Raw genomic sequence first — 16,816 nt, 5'->3', positions numbered from 1 at the left:
TTATATCAGATGGAGGATTTTTATGCTTGATTTTTTTGTCTCGTTGTTCAAAGAGTGGGGCTGGCTTGCTATTCCGATCAGCCTCCTCGTTAACACAATCATCAATATCATCGGCTTTATCCCTTCTTTATTTATAACAACAGCCAATGTGATTGTCTGGGGACCTTGGTTGGGTGGATTTCTTTCATGGTGTGGAGAAATGCTTGGCTCGATCATCGCTTTTATGGGATTAAAAAAAGGGATTCACAAGAAGAAATTGAACAAGCACGAACAGTGGAAATGGGTTCAAAAAATCAATTCCTTTTCACCTAAACAGCGATTCCTATCCATTCTGTTAGCCAGATTGGCACCTTTTATTCCTACTGGTGCTGTTAACATCACAGCGGCTATTACTCAAACCTCACTACTCACTTTTGTCCTAGCAACTGCGATCGGCAAAATTCCATCCCTCGCCTTAGAAGTGCTGATCAGCTATGATATCATCCATATACAAGAAAACTGGTTTCGCCTCACCATCACCCTAATTTTGATCATCATTGGTTATTTCCTCTTTCGATCCAAGGGGAAAAAAGAAACAACCACCTGAGAAAGTTTTGTTCCAAGGTGGTTGTTCTTAATCATAAGAAGACCCTAATGACGGTGTATGGATGAGTGACTCATATCAACAATTATTTAACAGACAATTTTTTTACGTGAGAAAAAGAATAAAAGTCCACCAACAACTGCAACAGCCAAGCCTATCAAAATCATCATTGGATATTTAGTTGCAGTATCAGGTAAGGAAAATCCCTCTTTTTCTTCTGGTTGTTGAGTTCCTTTATTATCTGGATCTCCGTTACTAGTATCTCCATTGCTAGGTGTGTCTCCATTAGGATTGTCTCCGTTGCCAGGTGTATCCCCATTACCTGGATTGTCTCCGTTGCCGGGGGTTTCTCCATTACCTGGATTGTCTCCGTTGCCAGGAGTCTCTCCATTACCTGGATTGTCTCCGTTGCCGGGAGTCTCTCCATTACTTGGATTGTCTCCGTTGCCGGGGGTTTCTCCATTACCTGGATTGTCTCCGTTGCCAGGCGTATCACAAGGTCCAGAAACAGTGATAGTCCCACTCCATAGCTCTCCCTTACCAGGATGCCCTTCACGCTGGTAAGCCTTAAACATATAGTTTCCTGCTGCACCATTTGGATTGGTGGTTGGATCAAACTTCAATTGAAAAGATTCACCTGATTGCAAAGGAGAAATTTCCCCTTCAGCTACGATTTGACCTGATTTTGGATTGCCAGAAGCGATCCAATATACCTCATACTTTGAAATTCCTTGCATTACTTTAGAACCAGATCCATTTTGGACTTCCGCCCAGATTCCTTCACAGTTTCCACCTTCTGAAATAAAGCTGAGCGAACTCTTATCCCAACTAGCACCACCTTTTTGTGCATCTGGATTTCCCTTCGCCCCCACGAACGCAGGACTACTAAGTACAAGTACAAATACTGAACACAAGAGTAACCATTTATGTAATAGATGTTTCATCTGCTCTCCCCCTCATCTTATAAATTCGAGAAGGGGATTCATATTTCGTGTATCTAAAATAAAAAAGTAATCTTTTGAAATGACTTTCTATTATGAAGTAATGATCAGATATCACTCAAACAAGGCAATCACACCATTTTTACAACATGCTCTTTAAAATAAAAAACCCTTCTTCAGAGAGTTATTGAAGATCTCGAAAAAGGGGATTGATCATAAGCTGATTGATTATATTTCATAGTGTGAAGCATTGATTACTTCATCAAACCATCCATGATGGAAATTTCAATAGTTACTATACTCTGTTATTCTCTTTCGGGATTCAAATCACAATCTTGCAAAGGAATCACTTGGGTTCTTTTTACAAGCTTATATCCGAACCATAACAATAAGAAAATCGGAAGCCCAATATAAGAAACTAATATTTCATACCAGAGAATCGAGTCTCCTACAAAAGCTGAGGTGTTTTGTCCTAAAATCACGATTAGGCAGAGAATGAATGCAAAGATTGGACCAAACGGAAACCATTTTGCTTTATACACAAGCTCATCTAAGTTCCGTCCTTGAGCCGCAAAGGCACGACGAAATCGGTAATGGCTGATGGCAATTCCCACCCAAGCGATAAACCCGGATAAACCAGAGGCATTGAGTAACCAAACATATACGCTGCCTTCGCCAAATAAAGACGAAAGGAAAGCTGTCATCCCCACTAAAGTAGTTAAGGCTAGTGCTGCCACAGGAATCCCTCTCCGATTAACTCGGGCAAATATTTTAGGTGCTTGTCCTTCCTTCGCCAATTGCCATAACATACGGGTAGAAGCATACATGCCTGAGTTTCCTGCCGATAATACTGAGGTCAAAATCACCGCATTCATCACAGATGCTGCAAAAGCTAACCCTGCTTTTTCAAATATAATTGTAAATGGACTCTTCGCAATATCTTGAATCTCACCGCCCGCTAAATTTGGGTTGGTATAAGGGATTAAAAAGCCGATGATCACAATCGCCAAGATATAAAATAAGAGAATACGCCAGAAAACTTGTCGAATCGCACGTGGTACTGTTTTACTTGGCTCTGTACTCTCTCCAGCGGCCACCCCCACTAACTCCGTTCCTTGAAATGAAAAGCCTGCGATCAAAAAGATACTGAGAATAGCAAACCATCCACCCTTAAATGGAGCTTCTCCCACTGTGATATTTTGGAACCCTACTGCTTGTCCACCCATAATTCCAAAAATCATGAGAACCCCAACAACGATAAAAATAATGACAGTAGCCACTTTGATAAAAGCAAACCAATACTCTGATTCACCAAAGCCTCTAACGGACAAATAATTAAGTCCAAACATGAATCCTAAAAAAAGCGCACTCCATAGAATGGAAGGAGAGTCAGGAAACCAAAATTTCATGACCATCGCTCCTGCGGATAGCTCTACCGCAATCGTGATTGCCCAGTTATACCAATAATTCCAACCTAACGCAAATCCTAAAGCAGGATCGACAAATCGCGTGGCATAGGTGCTAAATGAACCTGATACAGGCATAAAGGTAGCCATTTCTCCTAGACTGGTCATTAAGAAGTAGACCATGATTCCAATCGCTACATAAGCAGCTAAAGCACCACCAGGTCCTGCTGTTTGAATCGCTGATCCACTTGCCAAAAAAATACCGGTTCCGATCGAACCACCAATTGCAATCATGGACAAATGGCGTGATTGTAGCCCACGTTGTAATTGGTTTCTTCCTGTTTCACTCATAAAAAAACACCTCTCTTAGTTTTGCGAGGTGGTTTGGGAAAATAAAAATACCGCCATGACAGACAAGACGGTATGTAAACACCCACACCATACCTTCGCTGAAGATAGCTCATCACGTCAATCAAACGTGACAGTTCTGTCCCTATTCGAGAACAGCCCCAACCCATCTCAAGCAGAGAACTTAGATGGACTTCGGCGATTTATCCTTTCTGTGTGGGATCTTTGGTGTTCTCCGCACCTTCTCCAACATACTCATAAAAACCGCGACCTCTACCTCACCGAGATCGATGAGGGTTTAATATTCGATTGATTAAGCATTATTATACTTCGATCATGATCATGATGCAATCGCTAAATTTTGGATAGATGGAGATCATTTACAGCCAGATCACGTAAAATCATAGAGTTAATATTAAAAGGGAGCTTAAAAGAGATTCCCTGATATTTAAAATGTGTTTTCTTTAGATATTCCGTATAACTACCCGTAATCCCAAACCAATCCATTGGGTCCTTGAGATACTGCTCGAAGATTAACTTAGTCGCATATCCCTTACGTAACACTTTATGAACTGTTCCCTGTTTCCATTTAGGAACATGTTGATATATTACCTTTTGAGGTTGTTCAAAATAGTCAGGGTACATCCGATGTAAGGTGAGATCATATAAGTATTTATGGAAACGTAATTCCACTGGAACACTTAAAAAGAAATCCATGATCTCATGATCCCAAAGTGGAACAGCCCATTCTTTCCCGAAAAACTCGTACGTACGTAAAGAATTTAAGATGAATTTCCCTTGCCGTTCTTTCATACCCCAATATTCATAAGCGGAACTTGCTTGCTCTCGGTCATTAATAGGAACTTGTATAAGTGAGCGTCTGATTTCCTCAGCAACCTCATCCAAGACTCCTTTTTGTGACGGCTCCCATAAACGATGATGTTTTTTCATAATCTGTTCTACCACATCATCCACTTGATAATTCTGTTCAATAGTCAAGTTAACAGGTATATGTCCACCAGATACAAAGTCACCAGTATGACCAGGTATGAAAAGTAAAGGTTCCTCATGCTTTTGCACCATCTGGTAAATAGCTGGCCAATCTTGTAAATGAGGGATAGATGTATAATTAAATGCATAATCCTTATACGCATTCCATGAATCAGAATGATACCATTTTAACCAATCCGACTTAGAGTAAGCATAAAATTCCCAAGGGAATCCTAAGCGATCAGCGATTTCTTTACTTTTAAGTGCTTCGGCATTTTGAGGTTTTCCATATGTAAAACTAATGATCGGTTTCACATCAAATTCTTTGAGTAATAGTGCTAAAATCCTTGAGTCTTTCCCACCACTTAGAGGTAGCATGACTGTCTGTCCTGATAAACGTTGATAAATACGTTCAAAGACACGATGGAATACTTCTGTTAACTTTTCCACACCACTTTCCTCATCCATCTGGGGATCCACTTGATGAAGATATTGGAAATAAGTATGTTTAGTTAATTGCTGATCATAAAATCGAAGATATTGACCTGCTTCAATTTGAAATGTGTCAGTTAGTAATGTTTTTTCATTCGCTACATAACCAGTGAGAATCCACTCGTAAATCGCTGTTGAATTCAACTTATGTTTTTGATTTTGAAGAGAGAGATGGTTGGTTAACATCCAATCGCCAGTTGCATCTTGTTTATAAAATAAGGGGATTGAGCGCTTTCGATCAACGATCGCAACCGTTTGGGTACCTTTTTGCCAAATGAGAGCAAACTCACCATTCCAAGACTGAATGATCTCAGGGGTAAAGTCTTCCTTTTGAAATAGATTAACTATATTTTCTTTATGATAAAATTGCCCATGGTACATAAATGTTCCTGCAAACCAAACGTCTTGACCTTCAACTTCAATATGATTAAATAAATCCCCCTTCATTTGAACCTGTACCAAACTCCATCACCTCTACAGTTTATACTTCAATAGCTCCATTTTCTGTTTACGATCTATCAACTAATGATCCACAGTCCTAGATGAAGAGACTGTGGATGATCATCACTAGATACAAAATTTTGGAACTATACCTATTTTAATTCACTTTCTCAAATGGTTTGTACTATTTTTTCCTGCCCCCATACTTTTCCGTATAACTGAAGCATCCGATTTGCATTCTCTTCCCAATCATATTCCTGACGAACATGGTGTGCCCCTGCTTCTCCCATACGAAGACGAAGCTCTGGATCTTGAATCAATCGTTCTAATGCAGGTACTAAATGTTTGGGTTCATTATTAGGGATAATTATGCCTGTTTCTCCGTCCTCCACAACTTCAGGTAAACCACCTACCTGAGTCACAATGACTGGAACCCCACATGCTTGTGCTTCAATTGCGGCAACACCAAAACTCTCACTATAGGAAGGAAGGACAAAAATATCCATTTGATTCATATAATGGACCACTTCTGAGTTAGGAACTCTACCAGTAAATGAAACTTTATGTTCCACACCTAGTGAACGTGTCAGTTCTTCATATTCATTGCGTTTGGGACCATCACCAACAATAAGTAATCGAACCTGAGGATAAATCTTTTCAACTTCTGCAAAAGCTTGAATCAGCTTGGAAATTCCATAAACCTCATGTAATCCTTTGGCAATTCCAATAGTTACAATTTCATTACTTTTGACTAATCCCAAGGGTCTAAACCATTTGGTATCCACACCAAATGGAGTGATCTCCATAGATTTACTTGTGTATTTACTTGTCTCCCTTGCCATATCCTCACTTGTCGAACAAATGAGATCCGCTTTACTTAAAGCAGTTTGAACCATGTAACGATTTAATCGCCCTTTTGTAGGAAATTGATAAATATCTGTTCCCCATACTGAAACAACTAACGGTTTATATTTCGTTAATGCAGCTAAAAAGCCATAACTAGAAACATAGTGAGCATGAAAAATATCAGGTTGTTCATTAGCCAAAATTTTTTTAAGAGCAAATAAACTTGTTGGGTAAGACAGTTTTCCAGGTAATAATTTTGGCAAAGCCAAGGTAGGAACTTCTTCTGCATGTTTTTGCGAAAAGTGATCAGCAAATGTAACTACTTTTACTTCAATACCTTGTCGCTGATAAAACAATGCCCACTTATGTGTATGAATAGAGTTACTGGCCGCAAATAAAAGGATTTTCATTACAGATCCTCCTGTAGTAACTCTTGATAAACTGTTTTAGCACGTGCAATCCAAGAGTGGCGTTCAGCAAAACTTCGTTTTATTTCTTCCACATATTTTGGCTGTTGTTCAATCATTGTTTGGATCGCTTTAACAAGATCATCTACATCAGGTTTACAAATAACCCCATAAGGTCCAGACTGGATGATCTGGGTCTGAGCTTTGCATTCGGTAGCGATAATTGGTAATTCGTTAGAAAGATATTCAAATAATTTAAAGGCAACAGCAAAATCATTATATTTATTTGGAATAAAAGGGATGAAACCTACATCAGCTGATTGATATTCTTCTTGAAGTTCAGATCCGCTAATGTGTTTTACATTCACATATAAATTCGAGATTCGCTCTCGCAGTTCTTTGGGCAAAGATTGATATTCTTGCTCTCTACAAACTATGGTTAACCCAAATGGAAGTTTCTGTTCTTGAACTTGTTCCATAGCTTGAATCAGTATTGGAATTCCAGTATCTTCACGAATCCCACCTACATAAATCCCACGCAGTGTATGGTCCTTAGAAGGTCGCTTATGGATGATGACCTTTTTTCCCCCTGGTGGAAGTGCTACTTTAGGCTTTTGAATGTTGACATAAGGAAACATAGGTTCACTTGGCAAAAAAATAGTTTTCGCATAAGTTTGATAAAATCGCTCTTCCAAACGATAAATCATCTTCATTATCGCTTTTTTTACACCTTTAAGAGGATAAATTTCATCAAACTTCCAATAAGCATCTCTATAGAACACACCAATGGGTACTTCTTTACTTTTTAAAAACCGAAACACTTTTAAGTCAATCAATGGCTGTTTAGGAAAATGCCCTGAATCAGTTAACCAAAGCGGGATGGTTTGGTTTTCCATATAGCAAAAAAGTAAGTCATTTAAGTCTCCAGACTTTCGTAAACGGTCAAATTGTTGTTCTCTTTCTTTGGAATCCCCTGTAATGGTAATCACACGAATCCCTTCTTGTTCTCCCCACTCTTCAAAAGCATGGATCATTTCAATCGGTCTAGATTTCGAAGCGCTATCTACTTTTTGGGCTAAAGAGAACGGATAATAGACTAATAAGCTTCCCACTTTCATTCCCTCCCTTTTGCATCTGCCGTATAGCGACTCCAACTGTCACGCAACGAAATAATTAGATAGGAACCAGCCACAATCAATGTTAATAAGATCCAGATTGGATTAACAAGCAAGTCGGAAAATCCTCCTACCAATGCCCTAGGAATATTTACTATGAAAAATGTAAATAAACTAATATAAACGGGATGTTTTGGAAGACGTAAAAAAATGATATACAAGATCTGAATCATAGCTGCAATATAAATCGTACCAAGGATTACTCCTGCTACTCCAAATGTAGCATAAGCCTCACCTACATACAGTGTATTCAAAACCCCAGCGGTCCCTTCTACTACTTTTTCTGGGAAAAGGTCTTCCATCAATACACGTGCAGAACGAACAGGATCTATTCCATAAACCTCTAAGATCGATTCAGGTAATCCTTTCTCATATAAAAATGGATATACATCACCGTAACGATCTACATAAACATACATGGGAGCGATTTGCGTCAATATAACCCGACCAATAGGTCCTGTTGAATACGATAGAAATTGATCGGAACCTTTCACACCTAACGTGGAATACATTAATAATAAATATGAAATGACAGCTCCGACTAAGACTAATAATAGCTTTGGATTTAATCGAGTTTTACCTATATACATTCTAACTAGAAGGAACATAGCAAAGTAAAAGATAACCGGAGACTTTTGAAAATCATAGATGTTAATTAAGATCGCTCCAATAAATAGGAGATAGAACAGAATACTCCATTTTAAATCCTTGGTTTTCACCTTATATATATAAGCGATTAGCGATAAAATCGGGGTTAATGCGATCGCAAAGATATTCCGGATAAACACATTTCCAGTAAACCCTGATTTCGCTTCAATCCGTAGTACAGCTAAGTCAGTAGAAGAGTTAAATAATGCAGCAAAGATCGGAACCTCTTCAATGTGAGCAAATGTATAAATAATCGAGCCTAGACTGAGAAAGGTAAGACCAAGAAATACCCAGAAAAACTCTTTTTCCTTCCCTTTACTTGAAAAACCGTGATCAATCTCTTTGTTCCAATATAAATCAAACTCTTTATTTGCACGGAATCCTAGAAGTTTAGAGACAAGGAACATGACACAAGGAAATAGAACCATAACAATACAAACAAATGTAAAACCAATGATTCTTGACTGCTCTGGAAAAATTAATTTAGCTATGATATAGGATTCATCTATTTCTAACACAATCAGTAGGGAGCCAATAAAACTAGAAACAAGGAAAGAATAGTAAAAAATAATTGAGTGTAAGTTTAATTTAGTTAGTGAAAGTGTACCTGAAGCCTTTTTAAAAAAGTAGATAGAAAAACCAAGAACGATCAACCAGATCAGTACATAAAACACCATTCTTCCCTCCTACTGATAATTTAAGTTCACTTCACTGTAAACGAAAATCTCGGTCAATTCGGCTGATCAATAGTGTAACCAATAGATAAGCAATAGGAATCAATTGATAATATCCTGCTAATTGAGGATTTACTTGGATATATGTTAAGCCAGCTAACGCTATGCAAGCCTGAATGAAGATAAAGAGGAGTTTTCCTGTAGAGACAGGAATGTAATATACCTTTTGACTTCGATAAAAGATATAAGCAGTAGCAAAGACATAAGTAAGTAGATTGGCAATAATCGATCCCCATAATCCCAATAACGGTATCATTGTGATATTCAGTACGAAGCTAATCACGGCTCCTAAGCCAAAAGCGTAGGAGATCTGCTTAGTCTCTTTCTTAAAGAGTAATCCACTAGAGATAATCAGATAGTAGAAGTTAATAAAGGTAGCCAGAGATAAAAATCCGACATAAGGATAAGCGGCATGGAATTTTTCATTCAAGATTTGAATAATCCAAGGCATACATAAAGCAACAATGAAAATCCCTACAACTCCAACAGCAAAGATGATGATATAAATTTTAGCAAACATCTGCTCACTATTTTCTTTATTTTTCAATTGCATGGAGTAAGGACGCCAAGCCATTTGAATCCCATAGGTAAGCAATGAAATCATCGAAGCAAAACGAAAAGCCATTTCATAAATTCCTACTGCCTCTGTCCCCTCTGGGTGTAAAGCGGCTAAAAGAAAACGATTAGAGTTGCCAATTACCCAGAAAGCAATTGAAGCAGGAACGAGTGGTGCAGAGTATTTAAGGATATCGCGTAATACTTCTTTATTAAAAGTAATTTTGAGATATTTGAGGGCTGACTTTCCACACAAAAGTAGAACAACACCAACCCCAATCAAACGAGCATAGAAAATACTATCAAGTGAATGAGAGGCATAGACTAGCATCAAATAAGTGAGTACAGCAATAAGTCCCATCTTTAGGATGGTAAAAACAACTACTTGTACTGATTTCATTTCGTATCGCAATACGGTTAATACTAGGACAATGATTGTATCTGCCAACAAGGTAAACATACTTATATTAAGGGCATGGATAAAGGAAAGAGTCGTTTGTGAAGTAGTTAAAACTCCGGTTTCTTGTAGTAGACTCATCAGTGGGGATCCAATCACCCAAACTAAAAGAAGAAGAACTAAAGCGATGAACAATCGAAATCCCATCACATTTCGAACATATAGTAACTTACGTTCCATATCTTTTTCTTCAAAGTAATAAAAAGCTAACGCTGAGTCTGTTCCAAAAATGATAAGGAAAGTGAACATGGCGATTGTGGAATCAACCGTTCCCACAATCCCCACTTCACTCCGATCCAAATATTCACTATACAAAGGCATCATTATGAAAGCAATTAGCTTTGTACTAAGACTCATAAAAGCATATAATACAGAGTCTCCTAGAAAACGTTTTAACTTTGCAAACAAGGTCACCGCTCCCTACTTCTACGGCTGTTGTCTTATTCTTTCAGTGAAGGATAGTGCTTTTTGGCATCATCAATATATTTCCAGAATACTAGTACAAGAATCATCACCACAAAACTAAGTGCAAGCGCAACAGCTAGATTTGAAACAATAGGTGAGCGCTGTTTGGTTACTGTAGGTTCAATCGTATAACTAGGTGCTTCCAGATAAAGAAGATCTATATTAATCACTTGTGCACTATCTTGGGCTCGTGATAGTTCTTTTTCATTTTCGATCAATAATTCACCAGTCACTATATCAGCCGGATTTTTATCCACTTTGGAGCGATAAAATTCGGTTGCTTTGCTTAACTCCTCGATCCGCTTATTCAAACCCTCAATCTGCTTTTTATACATATCAGAACGGTTTGTATATAGTGCTTGCAGAGAACCAAGATAAGCGTTAGACACCTTCTCAATATTTTTTTGTACAACTTCTTGATCTCCGCCAGTTACTTGTAAACGAACCTGCCCACTTTTAGGTACTACTGCTTGAAAAGAAGACTTTATCTTTGGATCTAATTCTTTTTTATAACTACCTTGAATAATATCCGGATTAATTAATGAATCTGTGGTAATACTCCCAACTGCGACAACAGCTTGACCTGTGTATACACTTGGCTGGAGAAGCCCAAAAAGTAATGCTCCAATCACAAAAACTACAGGAATGAGTAAAAATATCTTCTTTCGTTTCCAAAAAAATAGCAAGTACTCAAAAAAGATATAGCGATTTTCTTCTTGCAATTGCTCGTTTGACACAATGACACCAACCTTTGCTTCAGTGAATTGAATGAAAAACGGGACTTATTAAAGATCCCGCTGCTTATGTTTTATTTTATAGAGTTTCATTTTTACATAGAGTCATAGAATAACAAAATACACTCGTCTAACATAGCTTATAAACCTGAAAATATCAAGGGCTCTCCATCGATTCCAAGCCATTTACAAACACTATTTTTTTGGCTTTACCCTCTATATATACTATTCGTTTATGAAGTTGAAACTTAGTGTAGTCATTCTTGACAATAAATTGAATACCGTTTATTTACATATAAATAATTGGATAACAAAAATATGGTGACTTGAAATATAAAACATCCCTAACTGACAACAAATATTCATCATTTTTCGAATTAAATTTCAATTGATTTGGTATGATGGATTTGAAATAGTATTTCTCTTTGTGAAGGCATAACAAAGGGGGGCAAAAAATGATGATCCGTTCCAAGTGTACCAAGTGTGGCAAAAGTGATTGTGGTGGTTGCTAGTAGTCATTTGAACCAACTAACTTCATTTAGAAGTTAGTTGGTTATTTTTATACGATATTCCTTCTAATAAACAAATAATAATGACGGTTACCATAAGTCTTTAATCTCTGTTCCATCCTCATGAAACTTTAATTTTTTTACATCTAATTTTTCGGGGAAATCTTTCCATTCAGTATGAGTCTCAACTATTTTCCAATTAGAGCCCAGCTTCTTGAATTTATAAATATTCCAAGACCAGTCACGATGAGTAACTTTATAGTAATAACTCTGATCCTTACCCAGTGCTTCTTCAATGACTTTTAGTTCACCTGGATCTTCCTTTCCAGTACTATTCCAATCAATCTTGTTCCACCAAGATTCCCCTTCAGAATATTTCTTTTTCACTTCAGGTGTTATGTAAGTTTGAAATTCCTGATAATCCTTATCCACCTCGGCTTGTAAAGCTTTTTTTGCAATTTCTGCTGGAGTTACACCATTTACTTTAGGAGCACTAGGCGAGAAATACTTTCTATATTTTTCTTTAGCCACTGTATCAGCTTTTATGTCTTCTTCCAGTATTTCTTTAATCAGGTTTTCATGAACAGGAACATCCACTGTCTTTTTGATATTTGTAGCATAAAACCTCGTTTTTCGGATCTTTTCAATCTCTTCCTCTGAGAGACCACGTTCTTTGAGATGTTCACCTTTATAAGTAACACCTTTTGATTTGTATAAACTTAAGAATTCATCAGATGCATCATTTACTACTTTCCAACCTCGTGGGGTTCGAACAATTTTATATGGAAAATTAAACAGCGAATCATCATCTGTATTTTCAAACTGATAAAAGAAAGTATTATCATCAAACTTATATTCTGTTAATTTATAATCTGGCTTGATCGAATTCTGATTTTCGGGACCGAAGTCCTTTTTAAAATTAAGATCTTCAACTCCATGTGTGACTTTATCTAGTAACTCTGGCCCAACTAAAGCCATTTGTCTACGTAAATTCTTTTGGATCTTCGCCGTTTGATAAAGAACAGCTACTTGATCTGGAGTCATTCCATTGATAACATCCCCTTCCGACTTCTGTAGATTAGCTTTTTCTTCTGCTTCAGTTGTACATCCAATCAGTAACATACTAATAGTAGCGATGAGTAGCCATGTAGATAATCTTTTCACTACAGATCCTCCTAATTTTATAATTACTTATTATAAGTTATTTCAAATGGTAATTGTTTGAAGAGATTATATTAAACTAAATATTAAATCAAAACAAGCCTGTGAGACTTACGTACATGGTCACACAGGCTTTAGATGCACTATTGAGATGGGAATTGTGGTTATAATCGCCATTTATAGTTGTGTTTTAAGCTGTTGGATTGATCAGATAAACATCATATAGGATTTTTTTAGATTTATTTCTATGAAAATAACTAATCTATCATTTGATTTAACGAAACGATACAATAATCTCCCTGATCAGTATTGATATAGTAAAGATCATGTCCATCAGCTTTTTTTTGCTTCCGCGGAATTAGTTTACGGATCGACTTCCTTGAAATATATAAGCCTGTGATCTTCTGATTTTCTAACATCCAAGTCATGACTACTGCATCTTCATAAATCCCTTTGTCAAAGTATTGAATGTGAAAGTATCTTCCCTTACTCTCTTTTAAGGTTGTAAATTCGCCTGTGTGCTCGTCAAGCTTCCCTTCTTTAACAATCACCAGGTGATTTTTAAAAGATAATAAATCGTGGGTAATGATTCGATGCTGCTGTCGATCTGGGTCTAAGAACAAGCCAACTTCTTGTAGTAAAGCTTTAAGAGATTTGATCATAAAGTGTCACCTTTATATACGATGAGTTGTTATTATTTAGAATCCGCTTTGATGATACAATAGTCACCATGAATCGTGTTGATCCAATAAGCAACCTGTCCATCTATTTTTCTCTTCTTGCGATACAACTTTAATATCGAATCATCATGGATATATCTGCCTACAACCTCACCTGAATCAAGAACCCAGCTCAAGATTAAACAATCACTATATGCTGGGTAGATGACCTGAAAATGTCTCCCCTTCATTTCTTGGGAAGAAATAAACTGACCTGATTGATCATCGATTATCCCTTCTCTAAAGATAACCGAACTATGTAGAAACTGATATCTCTCATCAAGATCAAAGGCAACTTTGACATGTTTTTGAGTACGTTCACATTCAAGGATATCGAAAATGAAACTAAAGCGGTCTAAGACTAAGCTTAAAGGACGAAAAAGATAGCTATTGATAAAGTCTAACAGCCAGATGAACACAAATAATCTCCTCCGATGGTGTGTTGAAAATGGAAGGATATGCAACATTTTTTATTTTAGGTGAAGATGGACATTTTGAAAATAAGGAGGATTAGTATAAATCTTCTTTTCATCAATAGCATTCATCTAAAATGCCTGTAAGACTTATGTTACATCGTCACTTTCCGAAATTACTTCTCCTTACAAAAAACATTTAGGTTACATCGAGCAAAAAGAGTATTGGCCCGCCTAAACCTATCATTTTCACATAAATATTCTAGTTATGTATTATAGATATTTTTCAATCTGATCTATTCGACACAATCCCTTTAAGTCTCGCTAATGTACTTTTACTCTACTTTCGCTCCCAGCGAACGTGCTACTTGGATCGCCTGAGCCACATCAATCCGTGCATTCTTTATATTTAAGTTTTTCATATCAATCCCCTCTAAGTTGGCTCCTCGAAGATCAGCTCCGCTAAAAGAAGCTCCACTTACATTTGCATAAGAGAGGTCAACATTCTGTAAGTTCGACTTGGCAAAGTCACACTGGTACAGATCGGCTTCTTTAAAAGATACCTCCGACAAATCACATTTATATAATCGTTGATGACGCAAAACAGTATACGACCAGTCTCCACCTTGAATGGAAACACCTGTAAAATCAGCCTCATCAAAGTTAGAGCCCGTCATTTTACAACCTTCAAACTTCGCCACAAAAAAATTAGTTTTCCCAAATCGACAATTAGTAAAAGCGGATGCCCGATGAACCGAGCTATTAAGCGCAGAATTGGAAAAATCGCAATCGATAAAATGGCAGTTTTCTGTCTCGAGCTCCTTCAAATCTGCAAATTTAAATTGACACCGAATAAACTGACATTGACTTAAATGGAGTACAGGTAATACCTGAGAACTAAAATCTTCTTCAATAAACTCCTTCTTCACCCATTCATGCAAAATCCTCGCCCTTTCCTTTATGTGATACGAACGTATTCTAGGATTGTAGTCATCAAAACCTACATCAATCAAACGCCCCTAAAGAAATAAAAAGAGGTGACAACAATAAAATAGTTCTGTTTATTCTGTTTTCAAGACTTAACATGATGACACTCCATTTTAAGAGATTTGTCTTTGCTCTATAAATATATTGCCAGTACCTAAACTATTCTTCTTAATCCTTTTCTTTCCAATTTAGATAACTCTTTGCCACATTAATTAAGTCCGTCAGATATAGATCTGGGTATTTTATATCTAATTCATCTAAACAGTCAATATACGATTGACTCTGTAAGTTGTACGCAATCTCTTCAAAAACTTCACTAATTAAAAGAAGTTCATCTTTATTACATCTCTTTAAAACTTTTATTGTCTCTTCAGTATTAATACTTAGAGCATCAGTTAATTTATCTCTACACTTCTCAATTTCAAAGTCATTCTCATCATGTAATGATGCTCTTTTTTCCAATATCCTTTTAACATCATTTATATACATATCCTTTCCTGCTTATTAAGGTTGTCTTGTTGTTGGAAACCAAGCTTGATTTATCCCTATTCTTTTAGATAGTGTCTTATGTAAAGGAACTTTTCGCTATTGTAATTTCTTATTGATCATTATTCATTGACTCTTTTGCATATAGGATATCATCTTCCATGTCGATATCAGGAGATTTTTCTTGTAACTCCAAAAGACAATCGATAAGCTTTTTACTTTGAAACTCAAATGATAGATCCTCAAAGATTTCACTTAGCCAATATAGTTCCTCTTTACTACTACTGTTGAATAGAGAGATCGTTTTCTCTTCATTGTCCTTTAAAACTTCCACCATTTCATTCCATATTTCTTGAATAGCAGGGTCATCGGGATGTAAATCTTTTCTTCTTTGAATGAGTTGACTAATGATTTCTGTAGAATCCATTTTATCGCCCCAAAGTCGTTTTAAGTATTAAGAGATAAATCTTACTACGGATTATCAATGATAACTTGAGGTAGATTTGCAGAGATGATCTCAATGACTTCATTTGGAGTGATAAACACATAATGCTCAACTTTATTCGATTCATAAATACCGGAACTGTCTTCAAGAAACCAACCTAAATAGTCTGAGTGTTTTACTTTAAACAAAGTCCATTCGCTGTAGAAAGCTGTATCATAATGTTGATCTAAGTAATATAACTTTTTAATTAAAGAACCTTCGTCAGTATTCCTATAAGATAATACACCCTCTTCAAATTTAAATACAATTTTCTTTGTGTCTGTTAAAGGTTCAGCCCCATCCAATTTCCCATCAACTCTAAATCAAACCCAGTTCAGTTTGTTCTAAGATTATAGACCACCAATTCTCTTCATTCTCTATTGCTTTAGAGTCAATCCTTTTGTATTCTTTGTTTATTTGATCAACGATTTTACAAGCTTCTTCATCCGTAGCATCCTTAAGTGCTGGTAGTTTCTTTTTATAGATCATCATAAACTGAAGCAAGTTGGTAATACTTGAGTTGACAAACCTTGTTGGATATTCAGCCTGTTCATCTATTGAAATAATTTGATCAGAATCTGGCTCTATACAGATCTTGGTACCGAAATCATCTCCAATGGATACAATCTGTTTACTCTCATAAGCCAGTTCCAGTATTTGATCATTTCCATAAAAACTGATAAAAAAATCATCTTGTACTGGTAATCCTATGGAAGTAAGAAATAGCTTTGTTTCTTCTGATAATGGAAATTTATCAATTGTCTTATGATGGATTTTTTCTAATGACTCTCCCCAAAAACCAGTGATTTCCTTGAGCGTTTTATCCAAATTACTC

General features: G+C 36.6%; 17 protein-coding genes and 1 riboswitch. Of the genes, 1 reads left to right on the top strand and 16 read right to left on the bottom strand.

Annotation, left to right across the window (positions count from 1 at the left end):
- Positions 1-22: 22 nt before the first annotated feature.
- Positions 23-586, top strand: a complete 564-nt coding sequence (locus EDD58_RS12295; protein WP_131926011.1) for a TVP38/TMEM64 family protein — start codon at positions 23-25, stop codon at positions 584-586.
- 86 nt (positions 587-672) lie between these two features.
- Here the strand turns inward: EDD58_RS12295 and EDD58_RS12290 are convergent, their stop codons facing one another.
- The 16 genes from EDD58_RS12290 to EDD58_RS12215 form a co-directional block, all read right to left on the bottom strand.
- Positions 673-1,527 (bottom strand): LPXTG cell wall anchor domain-containing protein, encoded by an 855-nt coding sequence (locus EDD58_RS12290; protein ID WP_131926008.1) that lies wholly within the window; start codon positions 1,525-1,527, stop codon positions 673-675.
- Between the two features lie 302 nt (positions 1,528-1,829).
- The gene (locus EDD58_RS12285) at positions 1,830-3,281 is read right to left on the bottom strand and encodes an amino acid permease (RefSeq protein ID WP_131926006.1); all 1,452 of its coding nucleotides are present in this window, start codon (positions 3,279-3,281) and stop codon (positions 1,830-1,832) included.
- A 97-nt stretch (positions 3,282-3,378) separates the two neighbouring features.
- A riboswitch (Lysine riboswitch) is annotated at positions 3,379-3,562 on the bottom strand.
- A gap of 70 nt (positions 3,563-3,632) precedes the next feature.
- On the bottom strand, positions 3,633-5,222 hold the full coding sequence (locus tag EDD58_RS12280; protein WP_131926004.1) for an asparagine synthase C-terminal domain-containing protein: 1,590 nt from the start codon (positions 5,220-5,222) through the stop codon (positions 3,633-3,635).
- A gap of 149 nt (positions 5,223-5,371) precedes the next feature.
- Positions 5,372-6,457 (bottom strand): glycosyltransferase, encoded by a 1,086-nt coding sequence (locus EDD58_RS12275; protein ID WP_131926002.1) that lies wholly within the window; start codon positions 6,455-6,457, stop codon positions 5,372-5,374.
- Positions 6,457-7,572, bottom strand: a complete 1,116-nt coding sequence (locus EDD58_RS12270; RefSeq protein ID WP_243648736.1) for a glycosyltransferase — start codon at positions 7,570-7,572, stop codon at positions 6,457-6,459. The genes EDD58_RS12275 and EDD58_RS12270 overlap by 1 nt, the downstream gene beginning before the upstream one ends.
- Positions 7,569-8,951 (bottom strand): O-antigen polymerase, encoded by a 1,383-nt coding sequence (locus EDD58_RS12265; protein ID WP_131925998.1) that lies wholly within the window; start codon positions 8,949-8,951, stop codon positions 7,569-7,571. The genes EDD58_RS12270 and EDD58_RS12265 overlap by 4 nt, the downstream gene beginning before the upstream one ends.
- A gap of 34 nt (positions 8,952-8,985) precedes the next feature.
- Positions 8,986-10,431, bottom strand: a complete 1,446-nt coding sequence (locus EDD58_RS12260) for a lipopolysaccharide biosynthesis protein (protein WP_131925996.1) — start codon at positions 10,429-10,431, stop codon at positions 8,986-8,988.
- A gap of 32 nt (positions 10,432-10,463) precedes the next feature.
- On the bottom strand, positions 10,464-11,225 hold the full coding sequence (locus EDD58_RS12255) for a Wzz/FepE/Etk N-terminal domain-containing protein (protein WP_165875967.1): 762 nt from the start codon (positions 11,223-11,225) through the stop codon (positions 10,464-10,466).
- A gap of 596 nt (positions 11,226-11,821) precedes the next feature.
- Positions 11,822-12,895, bottom strand: a complete 1,074-nt coding sequence (locus EDD58_RS12250; protein ID WP_131925992.1) for a hypothetical protein — start codon at positions 12,893-12,895, stop codon at positions 11,822-11,824.
- Between the two features lie 254 nt (positions 12,896-13,149).
- The gene (locus tag EDD58_RS12245) at positions 13,150-13,554 is read right to left on the bottom strand and encodes a hypothetical protein (protein ID WP_131925990.1); all 405 of its coding nucleotides are present in this window, start codon (positions 13,552-13,554) and stop codon (positions 13,150-13,152) included.
- A 32-nt stretch (positions 13,555-13,586) separates the two neighbouring features.
- A complete protein-coding gene (locus EDD58_RS12240) occupies positions 13,587-14,030 on the bottom strand; it encodes a hypothetical protein (RefSeq protein ID WP_131925988.1) in 444 nt (147 codons plus the stop codon).
- Between the two features lie 329 nt (positions 14,031-14,359).
- Positions 14,360-14,953, bottom strand: coding sequence for a pentapeptide repeat-containing protein (locus EDD58_RS12235; protein WP_165875966.1), 594 nt, complete (start codon positions 14,951-14,953; stop codon positions 14,360-14,362).
- Between the two features lie 226 nt (positions 14,954-15,179).
- The gene (locus EDD58_RS12230; RefSeq protein ID WP_243648735.1) at positions 15,180-15,473 is read right to left on the bottom strand and encodes a hypothetical protein; all 294 of its coding nucleotides are present in this window, start codon (positions 15,471-15,473) and stop codon (positions 15,180-15,182) included.
- A gap of 136 nt (positions 15,474-15,609) precedes the next feature.
- Positions 15,610-15,924: a nucleoid-associated protein gene (locus tag EDD58_RS12225; RefSeq protein WP_131925982.1), complete on the bottom strand. Its 315-nt coding sequence runs from the start codon at positions 15,922-15,924 to the stop codon at positions 15,610-15,612.
- Between the two features lie 44 nt (positions 15,925-15,968).
- Positions 15,969-16,286 carry a hypothetical protein gene (locus EDD58_RS12220; RefSeq protein ID WP_207903304.1) on the bottom strand — a complete coding sequence of 106 codons (318 nt, stop codon included), beginning with the start codon at positions 16,284-16,286 and terminating at the stop codon, positions 15,969-15,971.
- Positions 16,287-16,299: 13 nt separating this feature from the next.
- Positions 16,300-16,809: an SUKH-4 family immunity protein gene (locus EDD58_RS12215; RefSeq protein ID WP_165875965.1), complete on the bottom strand. Its 510-nt coding sequence runs from the start codon at positions 16,807-16,809 to the stop codon at positions 16,300-16,302.
- Positions 16,810-16,816: the final 7 nt, after the last annotated feature.

It is taken from the genome of Hazenella coriacea (assembly GCF_004341825.1).
GTDB classification, from domain to species: Bacteria; Bacillota; Bacilli; order Thermoactinomycetales; family Thermoactinomycetaceae; genus Hazenella; species Hazenella coriacea.
The sequence above is the reverse complement of the archived record's forward strand: the minus strand, read 5'-3'. Positions and strand labels throughout refer to the sequence as shown.